The sequence below is a fragment of the Bradyrhizobium sp. 25ACV genome (genome assembly GCF_054863005.1).
The window spans coordinates 91,503-112,695 of sequence record NZ_JAVAYO010000021.1; the positions used below are offsets into that span (position 1 = coordinate 91,503).

Genomic DNA, 21,193 nt, shown 5'->3' on the forward strand with positions numbered 1-21,193 from the left:
TGATCAGTCCTTCCCGTCGCCGAACAGCGCGGCAAACTGCTTCTCGCCGGTGCGGGTGAAGTTGACGACGCGGCTGCCGGGCGTGGCGTCGCGCGCCGCCCATTTCAGCTCGGCGAAGCGCTGCATCATCGCGGCCCCCAGCGTACCGGCGAGATGATGGCGCCGTTCGCTCCAGTCGAGGCAGGCCTTGCAAACCGGGCGACGCGGATGCGTGAGCATGCCGGGCGAGATCTGCAGATGCTTGGCGAGGAAGCGTTCGCCCTCGGCCGTCAGCTCGATGTCCTGCTTCTTCTGCCTGACCAGATGCCGCTCGCGCAGGGAATCGAGCATCTGCACGCCGAGATCGCCGGCGAGGTGGTCGTAACAGATCCGCGCGCGCCGCAAGGCCGGATCTTTCGGCCCGGTGCGCACCCGCATGTGGCCGGTGCGCGCGGCAAGGCCTGCGAGGCCCTCGAGCACGCTGGCGACGTCGTCGTCGGTGAGGCGATAGTAGCGGTGCCGGCCCTGCTTCTCCGGCTCGACCAGCCCGCCGGCCTCGAGCTTGGCCAGATGCGAGCTCGCAGTCTGCGGCGTGATGCCGGCCTCCTGCGCCAGCTCGCTCGCCGTGAGCGCGCGGCCGTTCATCAGCGCGGTGAGCATGTTGGCGCGCGCGGGATCGCCGACCAGCGAAGCGACCAGGGCGATGTCGGGTCCTGATTTCATGCTTCGATGGTAGCCGAAGCATTCTGGTTGGGCAAGGGCGTAGCGTGTTGCTGCAAACACGTCATTGCGAGGAGCCGAAGCCGTAGGGTGGGCAAAGGAGCGTAGCGACGTGCCGACCAACCGTCGTCGCGGACAAAGGACGTGGGCACGCTTCCGCCTTCGCTCTGCGAGCTACGGCGGACAAGTCGCTTTGCCCACCCTACGAGACTGCGCTCGCAATGCCGAAAAACAATCAGGAGCCCATCATGTCCGTCACCGTCTTCATCCGCTACCAGATCGACCCGTTCAAGCGCGCGCAGTTCGAGGAATATTCGAAGCGCTGGCTCACTATCATCCCGAAATGCGGTGGTGACCTGATCGGCTATTTCATGCCGCATGAGGGTACAAATAACATCGCCTTTGGGCTGATCAGCTTCGAGAGTCTGGCCGCCTATGAAGCCTATCGCGCGCGGCTGCGGCAGGACGCGGAGGGAATGGCGAATTTCCATTTCGCCGAGGAACACAAATTCATCCTCGCCGAAGAGCGCACCTTCCTGCGCAAGGTGGTATTGTAGGCCCGATAGCAGCAGGAGATGCCCATGATAGCCGTGATCTTCGAGGTCTGGCCGAAGCCGGAACACCGCCAGGATTATTTCGACCTCGCAGCCGATCTGAAGCCGATCCTGCAAACCATCGACGGCTTCATCTCGGTCGAACGTTTCGAGAGCCTGACCGAGAAGGGCAAGATCCTGTCGGTGTCGTTCTGGCGCGACGAGGCGGCGGTGCAGGCCTGGCGCAACACGATGGAGCACAGGCGCACCCAGGCCAAGGGCAGGGCAAAAATCTTCGCCGATTACCATCTGCGCATTGCCAGCGTCGTCAGGGACTACAGCATGAATGATCGCGAGCAGGCGCCGAAGGACAGCCGGGCGGTGCATGACGCGCACTAACGCTGCCGGGCGCGCACTGGCGCTGCCAGGTGCGCTCTGGCGCTGCCGTGTTAGCGCGCCTATGTCTGCGCGGCCAACAAGGGAGAAGAAACATGCACGTCACGACCGCGGACAAGCGCGCGACCTTCAAGAAGATGCACGAAAGCGGCTGCTTCATCCTGCCCAATCCGGTCGATATCGGCAGTGCCAAGGCGTTGCAGCATCTCGGTTTCAAGGCGATTGCGTCGTCGAGCGCGGGCTTTGCCTGGACCATCGGCAAGGCTGATAATCACGTCAGCGTCGAGGACGTCTGTCAGCATCTGGCAGCATTGAGCTCGGCCGTCGACATCCCCGTCAACGCCGATTTCGAGGGCGGCTTTGCGGTCGAGCCGGACAGGGTCGCGGACAATGTCGAGCGCTGTGTGCGCACCGGCGTTGCCGGCCTGTCGATCGAGGATTCCACCGGCGACAAGGACAGGCCGCTCTACGATCGCGCACTCGCGGTCGAGCGCATCAAGGCCTCGCGCAAGGCGATCGGCGACAGCGGCACGCTGCTGGTCGGCCGCTGCGAAGCCTATTTGTGGGGCGTGACCGACTTGAAGCTCGTTATCGACCGGCTCACCGCTTACGCCGATGCCGGCGCCGACTGCCTCTATGCGCCGGGCTTGAAGACCCGCGACGACATCTCCGCTGTGGTGAAGGCTGTCGCACCAAAGCCGTTCAACCTCTTGATCGGCGCATCCGGCCTGTCGTTGCAGCAGGCTGAAGATCTCGGCGTGCGCCGGATCAGCGTCGGCGGATCGCTCGCCCGCGCCGCCTGGGGCGGCTTCATGCGTGCGGCGAAGGAGATGGCGGAGAAGGGGACATTCACCGAGCTCGGCACCGGTTATCCCGGCGGCGAACTCAACAAGATGTTCGGCTAGGACACAACGAAAAAGCGGCGGGACTTTTTGAGTCCCGCCGCTTTCACGCGCTATTGCTAAGTGTTACTTCGCGCCGTCAGACGGCTTCTGCGTGTCCGGGGCCGGCTTGGTCGGCGCAGCACCCGTGGTCACGCCCGGCTCGGTGTTGTTGCGCGGTGGTGTCACGTCGCGCATGCCGGGAGGCGCGGCCGGATTGGTGGGCTGCGTCTGTGCTGTCTGCGAGGCCGGCGTGTTGCTGGCCTGGTTGCCAGTGGTCGTGTTGTTCAGGCCGTAGAACACGGCGCCGAGCACCAGTGCAATCGCAACGGCGAACAACGCAACCTTGCCGCTGGAAGCGGGGCCTTCGCCAAGCTCGGGATCGGCCTGAAGGTCGGCATCCCGGCGCGCCGCGCGAAGATACTCATCGTCGGCGAGGTTCGGGCGGTACGGATCGTTGGGAAAACGGTCGTCAGCCATCGATTGGATCTCCTCGGTTATGACGCCCGGACAACCCGTGGATGCGAGATTCTGTTCCGCGGCTCCTCATGCTTTCGTCGAATGTTGCCCTCTGCGCGGGAATCGGGAACCTGTCTGATAGGGAACTGGACGCGGGTTCCATGGCCGCGACGAAGGGAACAAGCCGATGTGGAGCCTGCCGCCGACGGATAGCGTGCTTCACCTGCTGGGACTCATCGCCATCACGGCTGAGGGCATGACGGCGGCACTGGCTGCCGGTCGGCGCAGCATGGACTATGTCGGCGTTTGTCTTCTCGCCTGCGTGACCGCGCTTGGCGGCGGCACGCTGCGGGACCTGTTTCTGGGTCACTATCCGCTGGTCTGGGTGGCGAGCCCGATCTACCTCGCGCTGCCGGGTGGCGCGGCGCTGCTCACGATCCTGATCGCGCGGCTGGTGCATCGGCTGCACCTCGCGTTCATCGTGCTCGATGCCATCGGCCTCGTCGTCTTCACCATGATCGGCTGCAACGTCGGCTGGCAGATGGATGCCTCGCTGCCGATCGTGATCGTGTCGGGCATGGTGACGGGCTGCGCCGGCGGCGTGTTGCGCGACGTGCTCTGCAACGACGTGCCGCTCCTGTTCCGATCCGAACTCTACGCCAGCGTCTCGGTCGTGACGGGACTGTTCTACGCCACCGCCTTCGGCCTCAATCTCAATGCCGAGCTCTGGACCATCCTGACCTTCGTGCTCGGTCTCAGCTTCCGCCTGCTCGCGGTGCGCTACAAATGGGAGATGCCGAAATTCGTATTTACAGGGGATGAGGAGAGGTGAGCGCTGCGCGCGCGACTGGCGAATAGCGAATAGATCTGACTATTCGCTACTCCCCATTCGCCCCTACTTCCTTGCCTTCGCGACCTGCGCCGGCGTCACCAGCGGGGCCGCATTGCCCCAGGAGTTGCGGATGTAGTTCATCACCGCCGCGATCTCCTCATTGGACAGCCTGGCATAGGGCGGCATCTCGCCGGTGTTGGGCGCGCGCGGGGTGGTCACGGTGTGGGCGCCGTCGAGGATGATGCGCAACGTCGAGGACGGATTGATCGATTGCAGCAGCGCGTTGCCAGGTAGCGGCGGATAGATCCGCGGCGCGCCCGTGCCGTCGGCTTCATGGCATGCGATGCAGAGCTTTGCGTAGACCGCCTGGCCCGCCTTCATCTCGGCATCATCAGGCGGCGTCACGATCGTCTCGCGCCGCGATGGCGGCAGGCTCTTCAGGTACATCGCGATCGCGCGCACATCGGCATCGCTCATCTTCGAGGTCGAGTTGACGACCACTTCCGCCATCGGCCCGCCGGCATGGCTCCTGGCGTTGCGTGCACTCTGCAGATATTCGGCGATGTCCGCCTCGCTCCACGACTTCAGGCCCGTGCGGGAGGCGCCGTCGAGCCTTGGCGCGTACCAGCCGCCGACCTCGTTGCCCGAGAGCGCCTGCGCCTGTTTGTCCGCGCCAAAATAGTTCTTCGGCGTGTGGCAGGCGCCGCAATGACCGAGCCCGGTGACGAGATAGCCACCTCTGTTCCACGCCGCGCTCTGGCTCTGGTCCGGCTCGTACAGGCCGGGCTTGAAATACATCGCGTTCCAGACCCGCATCAGGCCGCGATAGCCGAACGGCCAGCGCAGCTCCGGCGGCTTGTTGCGGCTGACGACGGGCGCAAGCGTCCCGAGATAGGCGCGGATCGCCAGCGTGTCGTCCTTCGTCATCTTCGTGAAGTAGGGATAGGGGAACGCCGGATAGTAGTTCGAGCCGTCGGGCGCGACGCCGGTGCGCAATGCGCGGGTGAAATCGGCATCCGGCCAGGCGCCGATCCCGGTGTCGCGGTCCGGGGTCAGGTTCGGCGCATAGACCGCGCCGAACGGCGTGTCGATGCGCTTGCCGCCCGCGAACGGTTTTGCCGGATCGGCGGTGTGGCAGCCCGCGCAGTCGCCAGCCTCGACCAGCGTCTTGCCGTAGGCGATCAGCTCCGGCGACGGCTCGGCGGCGCGGGCTGCGCTTGCAACCGCACTGCACAACGCCAAGCCGACAAGAGCCGAGCCAGCCAGAATCGTCCGCATCGAAAGTCTCTCCTGCGACCAATCGCCCGCATCCGGCACGACAGGGGCATCAGTTCATTTCGCAACAGTGGGGGTATGGTGACACAAATTGAAAATGCCCAGCGTGTTTCAGGCCACGAAATTGCGATTTTTACCCAGGCCTCCCTTTGGTCCAGATTTGTGATGCGGATCGTGAAATATCCGACATAGAGTGGCGAAACTGGTCGGCGCGCCCTAGCTAAAAACAACGGGAAGGCAACGGCTTAAGTCGGCAAGACCTGAACAGGGCGATAAAGAGGACAGCATGGGAATCAACCAGGGTCCGATCAGTCTCGATCAAAAATACACCCAGGAAACCGGACACGTCTTCACCACGGGCATCCAGGCCCTGGTCCGCCTACCCATGGCCCAGATCCGGCGCGACCGCGCCAGCGGCCTCAACACCGCGGGCTTCATCTCCGGTTATCGCGGCTCGCCGCTCGGCGGCTACGACCAGCAGCTCTTTGCCGCCCGCAAGCATCTCGAACAGTACAACATCAAGTTCCAGCCCGGCGTGAACGAGGATCTGGCGGCCACCGCCGTTTGGGGCTCGCAGCAGCTTAACCTCTCGCCCGGCGCGAAGTATGACGGGGTGGTCGGCATCTGGTACGGCAAGGGCCCCGGCGTCGATCGCTGCGGCGACGTGTTCCGCCACGGCAATGCCGCAGGCTCGGCCAAGAACGGCGGCGTGCTGTGCCTTGCCGGCGACGACCATGGCGCAAAATCCTCGACCGTCCCGCATCAGTCCGACCATGCCTTCATGTCGGCGCTGATGCCGTATCTCTATCCCTCGAGCATCCACGAGATGATCGAGATGGGCCTGCTCGGCATCGCGATGTCGCGCTATTCGGGCTGCTGGGTCGGCATGAAGGTGATTACGGAGACGGTGGAGACCACCGCCGAGATCGATCTCACTGACGAGATGAAGCCGTTCATCATCCCCACCGATTTCGAGATGCCGCAAGGCGGACTCAATCTGCGCTGGCCCGACGACCGCTTCGAGCAGGACCGGCGCCTGCAGGACTACAAGGGCTTTGCCGCGATCGCCTTTGCGCGCGCCAACAGGGTCAACCGCATCACCATGGATTCGCCGAACGCCCGCTTCGGCATCATGGCCTCGGGCAAGAGTTACGAGGACGTCCGTCAGGCGCTCCGCGAGCTCGGCGTCACCGAAGAGGTCGCTGCCAAGATCGGCCTTCGCCTCTACAAGATCGGCATGCCCTGGCCGCTGGAGCCGGAAGGCGTGCATGAATTCGCCGTCGGCCTGGAGGAGATCTTCATCGTCGAGGAGCGCCGCGAGATCGTCGAGAACCAGGTCAAGCAGGTGTTGTTCAACTGGCGCGACGACGTGCGCCCGCGCATCGTCGGTAAGATGGACGAGCACGACAAACGCTTCCTGACCTTCGCCGCCGAGCTCAGCGTCGCCTCGCTTGCGACCTCGCTTACCGAGCGACTTCTCAAGCTCGATCTCAACCCCGAGATCGCTTCGATGCTCCGCGCCAAGGCCGACTGGTTCAACGGCCGTCAGGCCACCCAGATGCAGGCGGTCGCACCTGTCTCCCGCACCCCGTATTTCTGCTCCGGCTGTCCTCACAACACCTCGACGAAGGTCCCCGAAGGCAGCCGGGCGCTCGCCGGCATCGGCTGCCACTTCATGGCGCTGTGGATGGACCGCTCGACCGAGACCTTTACGCATATGGGCGGCGAGGGCGTGCCGTGGGTCGGCATCGCACCCTTCACCAACGAGAACCACATTTTCGCCAATCTCGGCGACGGCACCTATTTCCACTCGGGCCTTCTCGCCATCCGCCAGGCGGTGGCGTCCAAGACCAACATCACCTACAAGATCCTCTACAACGACGCGGTGGCCATGACCGGCGGCCAGCGCCATGACGGCGATCTCTCGCCGCAGCAGATCACCCACCAGCTCCACGCCGAAGGCATCCGCGAGATCTATCTTGTCTCGGAGGCGCCGGATGCCTATCCGGCCAGCACCATCGCGCCGGGCGTAAAGCTCTATCATCGCGACGAGCTGCAAAACGTCATGAAGATGTGCCGGGAACACAACGGCACATCGGCGATCGTGTTCGTGCAGACCTGCGCCGCCGAAAAGCGCCGCCGCCGCAAGCGCGGCCTGATGGAAGATCCGGCGCGCCGCGTCATGATCAACCCCGCGGTCTGCGAAGGCTGCGGCGATTGCTCGGTGCAGTCGAACTGCATCTCGGTCGAGCCGCTGGAGACCGAGTTCGGTCGCAAGCGCGCCATCAACCAGTCCTCCTGCAACAAGGACTATTCGTGCCTGAAGGGATTTTGCCCGTCCTTCGTCACCGTTGATGGCGGCAAGCCGCGCCACCGTGCGCCGGCTGAGCTTGCCGATATCGGCGCGCTGCCCGAGCCGGCCTCGCGCCCGACGCTCGACAAGCCCTACAACATCGCGGTCGGTGGCGTAGGCGGCACCGGCGTTCTCACCATCGGCGCGCTGCTCGGCATGGCCGCCCATATCGAGGGCAAGGCCTCGATGATCCTCGACATGTCGGGCCTTGCACAAAAGGGCGGGGCGGTGCTCAGCCATGTCCGCCTGTCGGATCACCCCGCGGAAGTGACCTGTTCGCGCATCGTCACCGGCACGGCCGATCTCGTGCTCGCCGCCGACGAGGTGGTCGCGGTCGCCAAGGACACCATCTCGCTCTGCGATTCCACCCGGACCCGCGGCATCATCAACAGCCACGTCATTCCCACCGCCGATTTCGTCCTCAATCGCGACTTCAACTTCCAGACCCGCAAGCTGAATGGGCTCTTGGAAACCGCGCTGCACGAGGACTCCGTCTTCTTCGATTTCACCAAGCCGGCCGAGCAGCTGCTCGGCGACAGCATCGCCACCAACATGATGATGATGGGCTACGCCTATCAGAAGGGCCTGTTCCCGCTCTCGGCGGAATCGATCGAGCAGGCGATCGAGGTCAACGGCGTCTCGATCAAGATGAACAAGGAGGCCTTCCGCCTCGGCCGCCTCGCGGTCGCCGATCCCGCGCGTCTTGCCGACATGCTGAAGGGCACGGACCAGGTCGCAGCGCCCAAGACGCTGGAGGCCATGACGCTCGATGAAGTCATCGAGCACCGCGCCAAGCATCTCACGGCCTACCAGAACAGCCGCCTCGCCAAGCGTTATCGCAAGCTGATCGACCAGGTGCGCGACGCCGCCGTGAAGGGCGGTTATGGCGATGCGTTGCCGCGCGCGGTCGCAGTGAACTACGCCAAGCTCTTGGCCTACAAGGACGAATACGAAGTCGCGCGCCTCTACACCGACGGCGCTTTCGCCCAGCAGCTCCGCGATCAGTTCGAGGGCGATTTCAAGTTCAACTTCAACCTGGCGCCGCCGATCCTCGGCGGTGGCCTCGACGCGCTGGGACGCCCGAAGAAGCGCGCCTTCGGCCCCTGGATGCTGAACGTCTTCGGCGTGCTGGCGAAACTCAAATTCCTGCGCGGAACGCCGCTCGACATCTTCGGCCGCAGCGCCGACCGCAAGCTCGAGCGTGATTTGATCGCCGGCTACGAAAAGGACGTCGCCACCGTGCTCGGCCTGTTGTCGCCGGTCTCGATCGATACCGCCGTGGAACTCCTGTCGCTGCCCGACCGCATCCGCGGCTACGGCCCGGTGAAGGAGAAAGCGGTCGCCGACGCCAAGGCCCGCTACGCCCAGCTCGCTGCGGACCTCGCCAACCCACCGCCTGCGCCGCGGCAGATCGCGGCGGAGTAGGGAAGTCCCGTAGGGCGGATTACGCCTTCGGCTAATCCGCCCTACGGCAACGGACTACAATTCATCCGTTTGACAAGAGTTGTGGCGCTGCGATACGAACAACCTTCGATAGTGAAGCGCGCCGGGCGATGCGGCCGTGCGCTATGCGGGGCGATGATCGATGTCATTGCGCACTGTGTTGATTCTGTTTCTGACCGTCGGTGTGTTGGCGGCGTTGGGGATGTTCTGGAATCAGCATGCCATTGAACGCGTCATGCGCGATGGCTATGGCACCACCGGAAAGATCATTTCGGCCAAAGCCGTCTCGCCGCGGTTTCCGTTCGTGTTTGACGGCGGCTGGCCGCGCTATGTCGACGAAAATCTGTCGATCGGATTGCAGTGGACCGGCAGGGATGGCGTCCAGCGCGAGCGCACGGGCATTGCGGTCAGTGCTGCCTATGCGGCGCGGATTATGGTTGGCAATCAGCTCAAGCTCCTGACGATTCCCATTCAGGCTGTTGACGACGATTCATCGCTTCCGGTCATTGTCGAAGATCTCGACGACCATCTGAGCCATGTCCGGTCCACGTCCAGGTTCATGGCGGCGGGAGCAGGCGTTTGCGCCGTGCTCCTGATGCTCGTGGTCGGATGGCAGACATGGTCGGCGCGTCGAGGCGGGCCGGGGAGCGCGACGATCGCCGCCGGAGCAAGGCGTCCCTTTCCTTACGTCCTCGGGACCCTGACTGCTGTGATGCTTCCCTTCGGCGGCTACATGCTGGTGAACTCCTACATTGAGCAAAGCACGTTGAATGAGATCCTCGCCCATGGCGATGAAGCCACCGCCGATGTGACCCGCGCCTACGGTGAGGTGAACAAGGCCGGCGAAGCCCCGAGCTATCTCGTGACGCTGGCGTGGACCGACAAGAGCGGACGACAGCAGACCTACGGACCGACCCATATCAGCCCCGCCTTCTGGCGGCAGATCACGCGCAACGGCGTCCAGACCGTCAGGCAGACCAGGATCCGCTATCTCACGGGCAGATCGGATGCGCGGCCCCTGATCGTCGACGACGCGGCCGAGCGCCAACACCAGGACAGTTTCGGCGTGAAGGGAGGCGCTGTTTTTCTTGCCTTCGGCCTGATCCTGGCCGGGCTGACCGCGTTCCGTTATCGCGCGCGCCCGAGCACCGCCTCGTAGCGAAGAGTCTGTCACCCCTCGTATCGGACGAGCGAGCAATGTTCACAGCCCTTGATGCGCCTCCCGATCGGCTCGATAAGCACGAGCAGAATTTCGTCGAGAAAGTTCGCAATCACGGCTGGTTCGGCACGCATGTCTTCCCCGATGGCGAAGGACCGGGCTTCGCCTACACGACCGGCTTCTGGCTCAAGTTCAGGTTTCCGGAGATGATCGTGTTTTCAATGGGGCAACAGACCGCCCAGGATACGTTCTGGACGATCTACCACGAGCTCGACGCAGGACGGCGACCGCTGGTCGGGGAGCCCACGGATGCGCTGTTTGAGAATGTCGCCGCCGTGCTCCTTCCGGTGTCGTTGCAGCACTACCGCTCGCATCTCGGATGGAGCAGATGGTTCTACGGCAATGACGAGTTCGAATGCCTGCAAGTCGTGTACCCCGATCGCGACGGGTATTTTCCCTGGGCTGCGGAGGCATCCGCTGAAGCCCGCGCAGCACAGCCCGACCTGACGGAGGGCAATTGGTCAGGACCACGCGAGGTCCCGTAGGGTGGGCAAAGGCGCGAAGCGCCGTGCCCACGACCTCGCCATGATTGCGCAAAAGACGTGGGCACGCTTCGCTTTGCCCACCCTACGATACCGGGCGAAACATCCAAGAGACGAGTCAATCCCCGCGAGCAAAAACATTCCACTTTACCGAAATTCGGAATTGTCGTATCAATCGGCCACCTCATCCCAGTCAGAGGGGCGTATCGCGATCGTCACGAAACGCGGGGTGAGTGGCGGTGGACGCGGGCTGCGTCGCGCGGGCGATTGTCTCGTGCACGACGGGCGCGGTCCCGCGTACGGCAAAATCGTGTGGTCCTGACGCCCGGGGTCTGTGCGTCAAGTCTTGCGCTTCAAGCGCGAGGCGACGGGGGCAATAGTGCATCGCTCCCCGGGGAGAGCGCGACATAAGCCGTAAAGCCACTGCGCAGGGAAGGCCGGATGTTGGGCTTCACCTGTATGCCGCTGTGCAGCTCTTCGTAGCGCAATTCTTGCACAGTGGACCGTGGGTGCCAGCCGGCACCCGGTCTTCCCTGCGCCCTCTGTTTTCGGAGGGAGGCAAGACGAAAGCAAAACTCGGGCAAACGTGCCGCGAGGATGCTAAACAACGCCCGCAGACTGCAAGAGGATGAAAAGGACATGGATGCTACTCGACGTATCGTCGTAAGCCTGCCGCTCGCCGAGCTATGGATTGACGACGGTCCGCTTCATGCCCAGCGCGTGGAAAGCGTTGGCGAGGAGGAGATCGTGCAGTTGCTGGAGGGCGGCTCGACCTTCGTCGTTGTTGATGTAGGAAGGCCGCTGCAGTGGATACCTGCCGCAGAGCGATTTGCTTTCTGGAAGGCTGAGCTGAAATGTCGGCTCGTGCCGGCGGATGTCGACAGCTTTGATATCAGCTCCTATCCCGGCAGCTACTGCTATCTGGCATCGGCCTGGCGCAACCCGTCTTCGTCACCGATTATTGTCTTGGAAATGCATCATTGATCGTTGCTCCCAAGAGCCGCGAGCGAACTCTCTCTCCCTCACCCTGAGGGGCCGCGAAGCGGCGTCTCGAAGGGCGAGGAGCCCCAACCGGGCCTTACATCCTTCGAGACGCGCATTCCGCGCTGCTCAGTATGAGGTGCGGGCACTTCCGCGTCCGCTGCAACGCCACTTGCGCCAAGCCGCTGCTCTCTCGCGCGACGGAATATTTCCGCGCTTGCCAATCAGGCCACCTCGGTTCAGAAAAACGGGGCAATAAGAAACGCGAGCGGAGACCTCTGTTTTGACCATCAAGGGCAAGGCCTACATTGCCGGGATCTACGAGCACCCGACCCGGCATGCGCCGGACAAATCCACCGCCCAGCTCCACGCTGAGGTCGCCAAGGGCGCGATCGAGGACGCCGGGATCAGCAAGGACGATGTCGACGGCTATTTCTGCGCGGGCGATGCGCCCGGCGGCGCCTGGCCGATGGTCGATTATCTCGGCCTGAACACCAAGAAGCTCCGCCACGTCGATTCCACCGAGACCGGCGGCTGTTCCTACATCATCCATCTCGGCCATGCGGCCGAGGCAATCGCCGCGGGCAAGTGCTCGATCGCGCTGATCACGCTGGCCGGCAAGCCGCGCACCGGCGTGATGCCGCCGCGCGCTGCCGGCGCCGAGCTCGATTTCGAGTCCGCTTATGGCGCGACCACGCACAATGCCTATGGCATGTGTGCCATGCGCCACATGCACGACTACGGCACCACCTCGGAGCAGCTGGCCTGGATCAAGGTTGCAGCCTCGCATCACGCGCAATACAATCCGCATGCGATGCTCAAGGACGTCGTCACCGTTGAGGACGTCCTGAACTCGCCCATGATCTCCGATCCCCTGCATCGCATGGATTGCTGCGTCGTCTCCGACGGCGGCGGCGCGCTGATCGTGACCACGCCCGAGATCGCCAAGAGCCTGAAGAAGCCGCTGGTCAAGCTGATCGGTCATGGCGAAGCCATGAAAGGCCCGCGCGGCGGCAAGGACCTCGACCTCACGTACTCCGCCGGCATCTGGTCCGGCCCGCGTGCGTTCGAGGAAGCCGGCATCGCGCCGAAGGACATCAAGTATGCTTCGATCTATGACAGCTTCACCATCACGGTGCTGATGCAGCTCGAGGACCTCGGCTTCTGCAAGAAGGGCGAGGGCGGCAAGTTCGTCGCCGACGGCAATCTGATCTCGGGCGTCGGCAAGCTGCCGTTCAACACCGACGGCGGCGGCCTCTGCAGCAACCATCCCGTCAACCGCGGCGGCATGACCAAGATCATCGAGGCCGTGCGGCAGCTGCGCGGCGAGGCGCATCCGAAGGTGCAGGTCAAGAACTGCGATCTCGCCATCGCCCACGGCACCGGCGGCCTCCTGGGTGTTCGCCACGCCGCTTCGACGGCCATTCTGGAGCGCGTGTGATGGTAGATGCAAAGAAATATCCGGCTCCGGTGACGAACCCCGAGACCGCAGCGTTCTGGGACGCGGCGAAGCAGGGCAAGTTCATGATCAAGCGCTGCACGGCGTGCGGCGAAGCGCATTACTTCCCGCGCTCGATCTGCCCGTTCTGCTACTCCGACAAGACGGTGTGGGAGGAAGCTTCGGGCGAGGGTACGATCTACACCTGGAGCCTGATGCGGAAATCGCCGACCGGCCCTTACGCGATCGGCTATGTCACGCTGAAGGAGGGGCCGTCGGTGCAGACCAATTTCGTCGACTGCGATCTCGAGAAGCTGAAGATCGGTCAGAAGGTGAAGGTGGTGTTCAAGCCGACCGACGGCGCGCCGCTGCCGTTTTTCACGGTGGCCTGATTGCTTTCTTCCTTCTCCCCTTGTGGGAGAAGGTGGCGCAAAGCGCCGGATGAGGGGTTCTCTCCCAGAGAGACTTTTGCTGAGGAGCCAACCCCTCACCCAAACGAGTTTGCCGCACGGCTCTCGCAGCCCTCTCCCACAAGGGGAGAGGGCACTTCGACTGGCAGCGGCGCATAAGAATCCGGAGAGGAAACCAGAAAAATGTCCGCCAGATACGAAGAACTCAAGGGCCTGAAAAATCTCGGCCAGAAATACGCCTACACCGATCGCGAGGTGATGCTCTACGCCTATGGCATCGGGCTCGGCGCCGATCCGATGGACGAGAAGGAGCTCGCTTTCGTCAACGAGGGCACGCTGACGCCGCGGCCGCTCAAGGTGGTGCCGACGTTTGCGTCCGTCGCCGCGTGGGGCGCAGGTCCCGGCGAGATGAATCTCAACCGCGTCATGGTGGTCGACGGCGAGCGCGACATCACCTTCCACCAGCCGCTGCCGGTTGCCGCGCACATCGCCGCGGACTCCTCCGTCGTCGAAGTCTACGACAAGGGCAAGGACAAGGGCGTCGTCATCGCCCACCAGACCGTGCTCAAGAACGAGAAGGGCGAGAAGCTCGCGACACTCGTCGCCTCGCGCTTCGCCCGCGGCGACGGCGGTTTTGGCGGGCCGAGCCTGACCCAGCCCGATCCGCACAAGATCCCCTCGCGCGCACCCGACAAAACCATCGACATCACGACACGCCCCGACCAGGCGCTGGTCTATCGTCTCTGCGGCGACCGCAATCCGTTGCACAGCGATCCGGAGTTTGCCAAGAAGGCCGGCTTCCCGCGTCCGATCCTGCACGGCATGTGCACCTACGGCATCACCTGCCGCGGCGTGCTCCAGACCTACGCCGACTACGACGCCAGCGCCTTCCGTCAGCACGTGGCGCGGTTCTCCTCGCCGGTCTATCCTGGCGAGACTGTGACCATGGACCTCTGGAAGGACGGCAACACGATCTCGTTCGAAGCCAAGGTGAACGCGCGCGGCGTCACCGTGATCAAGAACGGCAAGACGGTGCTGGGTTAGCGTAGTCTCGTGCCCCGGACGCAGCGCAGCGCGCCTTCGCGGTGCGCTGCAGAGCCGGGGCCCAGAGCCGCAGCAAAGAGCCGGGTCCCGGCTCTGCGACGCAGCGTTTCACGCTGCATCGCGTCCGGGGCACGATAAAAACAAACAGGGAGAAGCCACCATGGGACTACTCGACGGCAAGGTCGCGCTGATCACCGGTGCGGGCGGCGGGCTCGGTGAGGCCTACGCGAAGTTGTTTGCGCGGGAAGGGGCCTCGGTCGTCGTCAATGACCTCGGCGGTCCCCGCGATGGATCCGGCGCCGACAAGTCGATGGCGCAACTCGTAGTGGACGCGATCAAGGCCGAGGGCGGCAAGGCGGTCGCCAACGGCGCCGACATTTCCACCATGGAGGGCGGCCAGTCGGTGTTCGACGACGCCATCAAGCATTTTGGCCGGGCCGATATCCTGGTCAACAACGCGGGCATTTTGCGCGACCAGACCTTTCATAAGGCTTCCGAGTCCGACTGGGACAAGGTCATCAAGGTGCATCTGAAGGGCACCTTTTGTTGCACCATGCCTGTGTTTCGCTGGATGCGGGAAAATGGCGGCGGCGTCATCGTCAACACCGCCTCGACCTCAGGCCTGATCGGCAATTTCGGCCAGACCAATTACGGCGCGGCCAAGGGCGGCATCTGGGGCCTGTCCAACGTGCTGGCAATCGAGGGCCGCAAATACAACATCCGGATCTGGACGCTCGCCCCGGGGGCCCTGACCCGCATGACCGCAGACCTGCCCCGCTATAAGGAGAACCCGGGGGCGGCGCTGGGGCCGGACGGCATCGCGCCGGCCGTGCTATACATGGTCAGCGACTTGTCGGGCGATCAGACCGGCAAGGTGCTGGGCGTGTCCGGGCCCCGCGGCGTGCGCGAGATGCGGATGATGGAAATGGAAGGCTGGAAACCGCCGCACACGGGCTGGAAGGCCCAGGACATCGCCGATCATGCCAAGGAGATCTTCTTCTCCGAGGAGCAGATCAAGATGGGGGCGCGGCGGTTTTAGCTATGGTCGTCCCGGGGCGTGCGAAGCGCGAACCCGGGACCTCGAGATTCCGGGTTCGATGCTGACGCATCGCCCCGGAATGACGAACAGAGAGAGACGAGGAACTAAATGAAACTCACCGCCGACGCCAAGGGCACTTTCGCAATCGCGCCGACGCCGTTCCACGACGACGGCCGGATCGACGAGCGCTCGATCGACCGCCTGACCGATTTCTACGAGGAGGTCGGCTGCGACGGCGTCACGGTGCTGGGCATCCTCGGTGAGGCGCCGAAGCTCGATGCCGCTGAAGCCGAGCAGGTCGCGGTGCGCTTCGTCAAGCGCGCCAAGAAGATGCAGGTGATCGTCGGCGTCTCCGCGCCCGGCTTTGCCACCATGCGCTCGCTGGCCAAGGCCTCGATGGATGCCGGTGCGGCCGGCGTGATGATCGCGCCGCCGCCCTCGCTTCGCACCGACGACCAGATCGTCGGCTATTTCAAGCAGGCGGCGGAAGCGATCGGGCCGGATGTGCCCTGGGTGCTCCAGGACTATCCGCTGACGTTGTCGGTGGTGTTCACCCCCGCCGTGATCCGCAAGATCGTCATGGACAATCCGAACTGCGTGATGCTCAAGCACGAGGATTGGCCGGGCCTGGAGAAGATCACGACGCTTCGCGGCTTCCAGAAGGACGGCTCGCTCCGTCCGCTCTCGATTCTGTGCGGCAATGGCGGCACGTTCCTGGACTTCGAGATGGAGCGCGGCGCCGACGGCGCCATGACCGGCTACGCCTTCCCTGAACTTCTGATCGACGTCGTCAACCTCTCCAAGGCCGGCAAGCGCGATGCCGCGCATGATTTGTTCGACGCGCATCTGCCGCTGATCCGCTACGAGCAGCAGCCCGGCGTCGGCCTGACCATCCGCAAATACGTGCTGCAGAAGCGCGGCATCATCGCCTCCAGCGCCCAGCGCAAGCCCGGCGCGACCATCACGGCGACGGCGAAGGCGGAGGTCGAGTACCTGCTGTCGCGCGTTGCCCGTGTCGACAAGCGTGCCAATCTCGGCCCGCAATCCAGCGCCGCAGGTTAGTTGGATGGCCGAAACATCAGCATCACGTCCGGCGTCGACGATCCTCCTGCTCCGCGATGGTGCCGAGGAAATCGAGATCTTCATGATGGTTCGCCATCATCAGATCGAGTTCAACTCGGGCGCGCTGGTGTTTCCCGGCGGCAGCGTTGATGCCGGCGACAACGAGATCGTCGCGCGCTCCGACCTTTATTCGGGCGGCGAGGGGCTTAGCGAAGCGGACCGCGGATTTCGGATCGCCGCGATCCGCGAGACCTTCGAGGAGAGCGGCATCCTGCTGGCGCGGTCGAAGGGGACGGGAGCGCCTGTCGATGCCAGCCGTGCCGGCGAGATCGCTGACAAGCACCGCGTCGCGCTCAACGAGCACAAGATCAGCTTCCTGAGCATTTTGGCCGACAACAACCTCCAGCTCGCGCTCGACACGCTCGTGCCCTACGCGCACTGGATCACGCCGGAGGGCATGCCAAAACGCTTCGACACCTGGTTTTTCCTCGCGGCGGCGCCGCCCGACCAGCTCGGCGCGCATGATGGCCGCGAGTCCACCGACTCGATCTGGTTGTCGGCGCGCGAGGCGGTGGAGGGCGGCGAGAGCGGCCGCTTCAAGCTGCCGTTCCCGACCACGCGCAATCTGATCCGCCTCGCCAAGCAGGGCAGCGTGGGCGCCGCGCTGGACCATGCCCGCGGCATGTCGATCGTCACGGTGATGCCCGTCATGACCAAGACCGAAACCGGCCGCCAGCTGCGCATCCCTCGCGAAGCCGGCTATGACGGCGAGGTGTTCGAGGTCGGGGCGGTGGGCTAATACACTTCGACACGTAACGAACTATCTGCGACCGACGACGCGCTAGGTTCCGTCCCGGACAACGGGACGGAGCGCGCGAAATGGACAGCCGGCAGGATACCAACATCGCCGTCGAGCTGGCGCTCCTGGTCGCGCTCGCAACGCTCTGGGGCGGCTCCTACACCTTCATCAAGCTCGGCGTCGCCACGATCCCCCCGATTACCTTGATCGCGGCGCGGACCACGATCGCGGGCCTCCTGCTGCTCGTCGTGATGTGGGCGCGCGGCATCAGGATGCCCACGGACGTCGCGACCTGGCAGCGCTTCGCCTTCCAGGCCGTGCTCAACAGCGTCATCCCCTGGACGCTGATCGCCTGGGGCGAGCGCCATGTCGATGCCGCGCTCGCCACCATCCTCAACTCGGCGGGCCCGATCTTCACCTTTTTGCTCACGGCGGTCGTCACCCACCACGAGGCGACGAGCCCGCGAAAGCTGTTCGGCGTGGTCGCCGGCATGGCCGGCATCCTGCTGATCGTCGGCGTCGATGCCTTCCATGACATGGGCAGCGGGATCATTGCGGAGGCGGCCATCGTGGCCGCCACCATCTGCTACGCCTGCGCCGCGATCTTCGGCCGCAGCTTCAAAGGCCTCGATCCGATGGCGCCCGCAGCCGGCTCGCTGCTGGCGGGGGCGGCGGTCCTGGTCCCGGCCTCGCTCGTGGTCGAGCAGCCCTGGACGCTGTCACCGTCGCCGAGTTCGCTGCTGGCGCTGCTCGCGCTCGCATTGTTCTCGACGGCGGCGGCATTTGCGATCTATTTCCGCCTGATCCAGACCCTGGGCTCGGTCGGCACCACCGCGCAGGCCTATCTGCGGGTGCCCATCGGCGTCGCCATCAGCGTCGCCTTCCTCGGCGAGAGCCTGAGCCAGACCGCCTGGATCGGGCTTGCCTGTGTCGTCCTCGGTGTGGCCGCCATGACGATTCCGGCCCGGCGGCAGGCAAGCGTCAAACCGTCATAGATCGGGGAAGGGGGCTCCGAGGCCCACAAATATTAAGGATAATCGGCGGCCCGAGGCATGTTTCCCCGGGGCCGCAATACGTCGTATATTGGGCCTCCAATTTCCCGGTCCCTCAAAGCCCAATGTCCGCCGAATTGACGCCGACCCCTGAAAAAAAGCGAACATTCTCGCTCTCCATCGGCCAGCTCACTTTCGGCAGCTTCCTGTTGGTGCTGGCGGTGATCATCGTCACGTCGACGGCGAGCGTGATCGCGATCCGGCACATCGACACCACCTTCGCCGAGCTGCAGCGGCTCCAGAGCGTCGGCGACCTCGCCGAGGATATCGATCGCCGCATGAACGAGCTGCGGCTTGCCGCGCGCGACTTCGTCACCGATCCCGGCGCCGGCATCCAGTTCAAGCAGGTCGGCGAGGCGGCCTCGACGCTCAGCGACATCCTGAAGAAGACCCGCATCGAGCTCGCGCCCGAGCAGCAGGACATGATCGACGGGGTCACCGAGCGGCTTGCGACCTATCGGACCGGCCTCGAGCGGATCTCGACGCTGATCGACCGCCGCGCCCAGCTGCTCGCCGGCCTGCCGCCGCTGCGCGAACAGTTCGATGTGGCCGTCTCCGGCACCGCCGACCGTGAGCTGGCCTCGCGCCTGTCGGAGGCGCAGAGCCGGATCGCGCTCGGGTTGCTCGCGCGCAACCCGTCCGCGGCGGAGCAGGCCGCGCAGAATATGCGGGGACTGAACATTGCCGATGCCAAGCTGAAATCGGCGGTGAACGATTATGCCGAGGCCATCATGGCCGTGGCCGTTCGCGAGCGGCAGATCGCCGACATCGACCGCGAGGTGCTGGGGACCGAGGGGCGGCTGATCGGTCGCGTCACCGAACTGCTGCGCGAAGTCAGCGACCGGCGCGGCCACGTGCTGTCGCGTGACTTCGCCCGGACGCTGACGGAAGCGCGATGGCAGAGCATCGTGCTCGGCACCATCGGCGTTCTAATCGGCATCGGCGCTGCGTTGTTCGTGGTGCGCAGGACAGTGCGTCCGCTCGCCCAGATCGCCCGCTCCATCCGCGCGCTTGCGGCGGGCCGGAAGGACACCTCGATCCCCTCGGCCGACCTCGACAACGAGATCGGCGACATCGCGCGGGCAGCCGAAGTGTTCCGCCGCGCGCTGGAGGAGGCCGACACGGCGCGCGAGGCTGCGGTGCGCGCGCTCACCGAGCAGCGCCTCGCCGAAGAGAGCTACCGGAAACTGTTCGAGGGCTCGGTCGACGGCATCTACGTCACGACGCCGGCCGGCGATCTGCTCAACGCCAATCCGGCGCTGGCGCGGATGATGGGCTATGACAGCCCGCAGCACCTCATCGACAGCATCAACGACATCGCTCACACCATCTACGTCCATCCCGAGGCACGCGTCGAATACCAGCGGCTGATGGCGCGCGACGGCATGGTGCGCGAGTTCGAGTACCAGGTGCGCCAGCGCAGCGGCAACATCCTGTGGCTCTCCGACAGCGCCACCGGCGTGCGCGACGAAGCGGGCAACATCGTTCGCTATGAGGGCACGCTGCGCGACATCACCGACCAGAAGCGGGCGGAAGACGCCATCGCCGAGGGCCGGCGCCTGCTCCAGCAGGTCATCGACACCGTGCCCGCGGTGATCAACGTCAAGGATCGCGACCTGCGCTATGTGCTGATGAACCGCTACATGGCCGGCATCTTCGGCATCGAGCCCGGCGACGCGCTCGGCCGCACCACGGCCGACCTGATGTCGCGCTATGGCGCGGCCAAGTCCGACGAGAGCGACAAGCGGGTGCTCAAGCTTCGAAAAGGCCTCGGCTTCTACGAGGAGGAATACAAGGACTCCTCCGGCAACATGCGGCAATGGCTGGTCAACAAGCTGCCGCTGCTCGATGCCGAGGGCGAGATCGAGCGGATCGTTACCGTCGCGCTCGACATCGGCGAGCGCAAGCGCGGCGAGCAGGAGATGCGCAAGGCCAAGGAGTCCGCCGAGACCGCGCTGCGCAATCTGCGCGAGACCCAGGCTTCGCTGATCGAGGCCGAGAAGCTCGCCGCGCTCGGGCGCCTCGTCGCCGGCGTCGCGCACGAGGTCAACAATCCCGTCGGCATCAGCCTCACGGTCGCCTCCGCGCTGGAGCGCAAGACCGCGATGTTCACCGCCGAGGTCGAGCGCGGCGAACTCCGCCGCTCCACGCTCAACGACTTCCTCAGCACCAGCCGCGACGCATCCTCGCAGCTCGTCTCCAATCTCAACCGCGCCGCCGAGCTGATCCAGTCGTTCAAGCAGGTCGCCGCCGACCGCAACTATTCGGACCAGCGCAGCTTCGATCTCGGCGACCTCACCGAGCAGGTGGTGATGAGTCTGAGGCCGGGCCTGCGCAAGCACAATCTGACGCTCAATGTCGAGTGCCAGCCCGATCTGACCATGAACAGCTATCCGGGCCCGTACGGCCAGGTGCTGACCAATCTGTTTCTCAATTCGGTGGCGCACGCCTTCCCGGACGGCCGGCCGGGGACCATCGACATCCAGGTGCGGGAGTCCGGCAAGGACAATGTCGAGATCATCTTCTCGGACAATGGCTGCGGCATGTCGCTCGACGTCCGTCGCCGTGCCTTCGATCCGTTCTTCACGACGCGGCGCGACCAGGGCGGCACGGGACTTGGATTGCACATCGTCTACAGCATCGTCACCAACCGGCTCGGCGGGCGGCTCGATCTCGATTCCGAACCGGGCAGCGGCACCCGCATCCAGATCATCCTGCCGCGCACGGCGCCGCTGGAGCAGGCCGCCGAGTAGTTGCTATTGTTTGAGCATGATCTTTTCGGAAAACCGCAGCACA

At 64.6% G+C, this 21,193-nt stretch carries 19 protein-coding genes; 16 read left to right on the forward strand and 3 right to left on the reverse strand.

The window, feature by feature from the left end; genetic code table 11:
* Positions 1–3: 3 nt before the first annotated feature.
* Positions 4–702, reverse strand: a complete 699-nt coding sequence (locus RAD04_RS34360) for an ArsR/SmtB family transcription factor (RefSeq protein WP_461621757.1) — start codon at positions 700–702, stop codon at positions 4–6.
* A 245-nt stretch (positions 703–947) separates the two neighbouring features.
* Here RAD04_RS34360 and RAD04_RS34365 point away from each other — a divergent pair, with 245 nt between their 5' ends.
* From RAD04_RS34365 to RAD04_RS34375, 3 genes are all read left to right on the forward strand, one after another.
* The gene (locus RAD04_RS34365; RefSeq protein ID WP_018322300.1) at positions 948–1,256 is read left to right on the forward strand and encodes an NIPSNAP family protein; all 309 of its coding nucleotides are present in this window, start codon (positions 948–950) and stop codon (positions 1,254–1,256) included.
* A 24-nt stretch (positions 1,257–1,280) separates the two neighbouring features.
* Positions 1,281–1,631: an antibiotic biosynthesis monooxygenase family protein gene (locus tag RAD04_RS34370; protein ID WP_091957807.1), complete on the forward strand. Its 351-nt coding sequence runs from the start codon at positions 1,281–1,283 to the stop codon at positions 1,629–1,631.
* 92 nt (positions 1,632–1,723) lie between these two features.
* A complete protein-coding gene (locus RAD04_RS34375; RefSeq protein WP_461627333.1) occupies positions 1,724–2,533 on the forward strand; it encodes an isocitrate lyase/PEP mutase family protein in 810 nt (269 codons plus the stop codon).
* Positions 2,534–2,596: 63 nt separating this feature from the next.
* Here the strand turns inward: RAD04_RS34375 and RAD04_RS34380 are convergent, their stop codons facing one another.
* Positions 2,597–2,989: a hypothetical protein gene (locus RAD04_RS34380; protein WP_461621761.1), complete on the reverse strand. Its 393-nt coding sequence runs from the start codon at positions 2,987–2,989 to the stop codon at positions 2,597–2,599.
* Positions 2,990–3,155: 166 nt separating this feature from the next.
* Here RAD04_RS34380 and RAD04_RS34385 point away from each other — a divergent pair, with 166 nt between their 5' ends.
* On the forward strand, positions 3,156–3,800 hold the full coding sequence (locus RAD04_RS34385) for a trimeric intracellular cation channel family protein (RefSeq protein ID WP_461621762.1): 645 nt from the start codon (positions 3,156–3,158) through the stop codon (positions 3,798–3,800).
* A gap of 63 nt (positions 3,801–3,863) precedes the next feature.
* Here RAD04_RS34385 and RAD04_RS34390 read toward each other — a convergent pair whose 3' ends face one another.
* Complete coding sequence (locus RAD04_RS34390) at positions 3,864–5,078, reverse strand: cytochrome c (protein ID WP_461627334.1); 1,215 nt, start codon at positions 5,076–5,078, stop codon at positions 3,864–3,866.
* Positions 5,079–5,361: 283 nt separating this feature from the next.
* Here RAD04_RS34390 and RAD04_RS34395 point away from each other — a divergent pair, with 283 nt between their 5' ends.
* From RAD04_RS34395 to RAD04_RS34450, 12 genes are all read left to right on the forward strand, one after another.
* Positions 5,362–8,853 carry an indolepyruvate ferredoxin oxidoreductase family protein gene (locus RAD04_RS34395; RefSeq protein ID WP_461627335.1) on the forward strand — a complete coding sequence of 1,164 codons (3,492 nt, stop codon included), beginning with the start codon at positions 5,362–5,364 and terminating at the stop codon, positions 8,851–8,853.
* Positions 8,854–9,013: 160 nt separating this feature from the next.
* Positions 9,014–10,030, forward strand: a complete 1,017-nt coding sequence (locus tag RAD04_RS34400) for a hypothetical protein (protein WP_461627336.1) — start codon at positions 9,014–9,016, stop codon at positions 10,028–10,030.
* 38 nt (positions 10,031–10,068) lie between these two features.
* Positions 10,069–10,575: a DUF4262 domain-containing protein gene (locus tag RAD04_RS34405; RefSeq protein WP_461627337.1), complete on the forward strand. Its 507-nt coding sequence runs from the start codon at positions 10,069–10,071 to the stop codon at positions 10,573–10,575.
* Positions 10,576–11,211: 636 nt separating this feature from the next.
* Positions 11,212–11,556 (forward strand): hypothetical protein, encoded by a 345-nt coding sequence (locus RAD04_RS34410; protein ID WP_461627338.1) that lies wholly within the window; start codon positions 11,212–11,214, stop codon positions 11,554–11,556.
* 280 nt (positions 11,557–11,836) lie between these two features.
* Positions 11,837–12,994 carry a thiolase domain-containing protein gene (locus RAD04_RS34415; protein WP_461627339.1) on the forward strand — a complete coding sequence of 386 codons (1,158 nt, stop codon included), beginning with the start codon at positions 11,837–11,839 and terminating at the stop codon, positions 12,992–12,994.
* Positions 12,994–13,383, forward strand: a complete 390-nt coding sequence (locus RAD04_RS34420) for a Zn-ribbon domain-containing OB-fold protein (RefSeq protein WP_091957356.1) — start codon at positions 12,994–12,996, stop codon at positions 13,381–13,383. Before RAD04_RS34415 ends, RAD04_RS34420 begins: the two co-directional genes overlap by 1 nt.
* A 201-nt stretch (positions 13,384–13,584) precedes the next feature.
* Entirely contained in the window at positions 13,585–14,445 is an 861-nt protein-coding gene (locus tag RAD04_RS34425) for a MaoC family dehydratase (RefSeq protein ID WP_461627340.1), read from the forward strand.
* 160 nt (positions 14,446–14,605) lie between these two features.
* Positions 14,606–15,484, forward strand: a complete 879-nt coding sequence (locus RAD04_RS34430; RefSeq protein ID WP_461627341.1) for an SDR family oxidoreductase — start codon at positions 14,606–14,608, stop codon at positions 15,482–15,484.
* 108 nt (positions 15,485–15,592) lie between these two features.
* Positions 15,593–16,546 carry a dihydrodipicolinate synthase family protein gene (locus RAD04_RS34435; RefSeq protein WP_018322313.1) on the forward strand — a complete coding sequence of 318 codons (954 nt, stop codon included), beginning with the start codon at positions 15,593–15,595 and terminating at the stop codon, positions 16,544–16,546.
* Positions 16,547–16,550: 4 nt separating this feature from the next.
* Complete coding sequence (locus RAD04_RS34440; protein ID WP_461627342.1) at positions 16,551–17,345, forward strand: NUDIX hydrolase; 795 nt, start codon at positions 16,551–16,553, stop codon at positions 17,343–17,345.
* A gap of 80 nt (positions 17,346–17,425) precedes the next feature.
* Positions 17,426–18,340: a DMT family transporter gene (locus RAD04_RS34445; RefSeq protein ID WP_461627343.1), complete on the forward strand. Its 915-nt coding sequence runs from the start codon at positions 17,426–17,428 to the stop codon at positions 18,338–18,340.
* Between the two features lie 122 nt (positions 18,341–18,462).
* Positions 18,463–21,150 (forward strand): PAS domain S-box protein, encoded by a 2,688-nt coding sequence (locus tag RAD04_RS34450; protein WP_461627344.1) that lies wholly within the window; start codon positions 18,463–18,465, stop codon positions 21,148–21,150.
* The last annotated feature ends 43 nt before the right edge of the window (positions 21,151–21,193 follow it).

Coding starts and splice junctions, on each gene's coding strand:
- RAD04_RS34360 (WP_461621757.1), bottom strand. CDS start 702: ATGAAATCAGGACCCGACATCGCCCTGGTCGCTTCGCTGGTCGGCGAT.
- RAD04_RS34365 (WP_018322300.1), top strand. CDS start 948: ATGTCCGTCACCGTCTTCATCCGCTACCAGATCGACCCGTTCAAGCGC.
- RAD04_RS34370 (WP_091957807.1), top strand. CDS start 1,281: ATGATAGCCGTGATCTTCGAGGTCTGGCCGAAGCCGGAACACCGCCAG.
- RAD04_RS34375 (WP_461627333.1), top strand. CDS start 1,724: ATGCACGTCACGACCGCGGACAAGCGCGCGACCTTCAAGAAGATGCAC.
- RAD04_RS34380 (WP_461621761.1), bottom strand. CDS start 2,989: ATGGCTGACGACCGTTTTCCCAACGATCCGTACCGCCCGAACCTCGCC.
- RAD04_RS34385 (WP_461621762.1), top strand. CDS start 3,156: ATGTGGAGCCTGCCGCCGACGGATAGCGTGCTTCACCTGCTGGGACTC.
- RAD04_RS34390 (WP_461627334.1), bottom strand. CDS start 5,078: ATGCGGACGATTCTGGCTGGCTCGGCTCTTGTCGGCTTGGCGTTGTGC.
- RAD04_RS34395 (WP_461627335.1), top strand. CDS start 5,362: ATGGGAATCAACCAGGGTCCGATCAGTCTCGATCAAAAATACACCCAG.
- RAD04_RS34400 (WP_461627336.1), top strand. CDS start 9,014: ATGTCATTGCGCACTGTGTTGATTCTGTTTCTGACCGTCGGTGTGTTG.
- RAD04_RS34405 (WP_461627337.1), top strand. CDS start 10,069: ATGTTCACAGCCCTTGATGCGCCTCCCGATCGGCTCGATAAGCACGAG.
- RAD04_RS34410 (WP_461627338.1), top strand. CDS start 11,212: ATGGATGCTACTCGACGTATCGTCGTAAGCCTGCCGCTCGCCGAGCTA.
- RAD04_RS34420 (WP_091957356.1), top strand. CDS start 12,994: ATGGTAGATGCAAAGAAATATCCGGCTCCGGTGACGAACCCCGAGACC.
- RAD04_RS34425 (WP_461627340.1), top strand. CDS start 13,585: ATGTCCGCCAGATACGAAGAACTCAAGGGCCTGAAAAATCTCGGCCAG.
- RAD04_RS34430 (WP_461627341.1), top strand. CDS start 14,606: ATGGGACTACTCGACGGCAAGGTCGCGCTGATCACCGGTGCGGGCGGC.
- RAD04_RS34435 (WP_018322313.1), top strand. CDS start 15,593: ATGAAACTCACCGCCGACGCCAAGGGCACTTTCGCAATCGCGCCGACG.
- RAD04_RS34440 (WP_461627342.1), top strand. CDS start 16,551: ATGGCCGAAACATCAGCATCACGTCCGGCGTCGACGATCCTCCTGCTC.
- RAD04_RS34445 (WP_461627343.1), top strand. CDS start 17,426: ATGGACAGCCGGCAGGATACCAACATCGCCGTCGAGCTGGCGCTCCTG.
- RAD04_RS34450 (WP_461627344.1), top strand. CDS start 18,463: ATGTCCGCCGAATTGACGCCGACCCCTGAAAAAAAGCGAACATTCTCG.